This is a genomic window from Noviherbaspirillum malthae, from assembly GCF_015352985.1.
GTDB classification, from domain to species: domain Bacteria; phylum Pseudomonadota; class Gammaproteobacteria; order Burkholderiales; family Burkholderiaceae_D; genus Noviherbaspirillum; species Noviherbaspirillum malthae.
The window spans coordinates 1-1,414 of the sequence record NZ_JACYXF010000182.1; the positions used below are offsets into that span (position 1 = coordinate 1).

The window sequence follows — 1,414 nt, forward strand, 5'->3', positions numbered from 1 at the left end:
GCGGCCTCGGTCGATGCGGTATTGCCCTGGCTGTATTTGCGTGGCATCTCACAGGCGGATATTGGGCCGGCGCTCGAGGCGCTTGTTGGTCCGGGCACCGGCAATCTGTCCTCTGGCGTGATCAGCCGTTTGAAGCAAAGCTGGACTGCCGAGTATGCGGCCTGGAACAAGAGCGATCTGTCGAAGGAGCGCTGGGTGTACGTGTGGGGCGATGGCGTGTATTCGGGCATCCGTGCCGAAGATCACCGGTTGTGCGCGCTGGTGGTCGTCGGCGTCAATGAGCGCGGCCAGAAGCGGTTCCTGGCGATAGAGGATGGCGTACGCGAATCGAAGCAGAGCTGGCGGGAAGTCTTGATCGGCTTGAAGCAGCGCGGCATGCAAGCGCCCAAAGTCGCCGTCGGAGATGGTGCGCTGGGATTCTGGGCGGCGCTGGATGAAGTGTTCGCTGAAACACGGCAACAACGCTGCTGGGTACACAAGATGGCCAATGTGCTCAACTACCTGCCCAGGTCCTTGCAAACCAAGGCCAAAGGCGGCTTGCAGGCGATCTGGATGGCAGAGACACGGGCACAGGCATACAGTGCATTTGATGCCTTCCTGGTCACCTACGAGGCAAAGTATCCGAAGGCGGCTGCGTGCCTGGCAAAGGACCGGGAGGCGTTACTGGCTTTCTATGATTTCCCGGCTGAGCACTGGGTACATCTGAGGACATCGAATGTGATTGAATCAACCTTCGCCACAATTCGTCACCGCACCGAACGTGTCAAAGGCGCCTTCTCAAGGGCGTCGTTGTTGGCGATGCTGTTCAAGCTGGCTATCTGCGCCGAGCAATCGTTCCGGCGTTTGAAGGGATTCACCTGGCTGGCAGAGGTGATTCGAGGAGTGAAGTTTGTCGATGGAGTTCGTGAGCATCAGCAGCTGGCCGCCGCCTGATCACTGACCCGTCAATACACAACATTTGACGATACCTCGACATTCAGAGCGATACTGTTAAAAGTTGTACTTGAATCTTATTGTTTAGGCCGCGCGTGGCACCTCTGCGTCTGAATCGTATTGGCTTCCCTTAGCCTGGGAGTTGATAGATTGATTCAGCGAATTCAGATGAAGCAGCCTGCGGACTGTGCGTCGGATGTCTTCATACGCGTTTTCCTTGCCCATACTCGAGACCAATCCAGCATATTGATGAATGCTGTCGCGCTTAGTGATTCGGCGGCAGTCTTGATGCCTTGCAGGATCGCCGGCGAATATTTCACTTCACGTCCCAAGGCAAGCAGGAACGGCACGTGGTGTCAAGAGGAACGCAATTTTCCACAATATCGGAAGGGAAATTTCCTCACCCGACTAGGATTGAGTCTCTTCCGGACGGACGAGACCAGCCTTCAGTTTTTCTTTCAACCGATATGAATTTCCGCGG

1 protein-coding gene is annotated in these 1,414 nt (G+C 55.9%); it reads left to right on the plus strand.

What is annotated here, in order from left to right; genetic code table 11:
• Positions 1-933, plus strand: a 933-nt coding sequence (locus IGW03_RS37630) for an IS256 family transposase (protein WP_194727480.1), incomplete at its 5' end; no start/stop codon positions are given.
• Between the last annotated feature and the right edge of the window lie 481 nt (positions 934-1,414).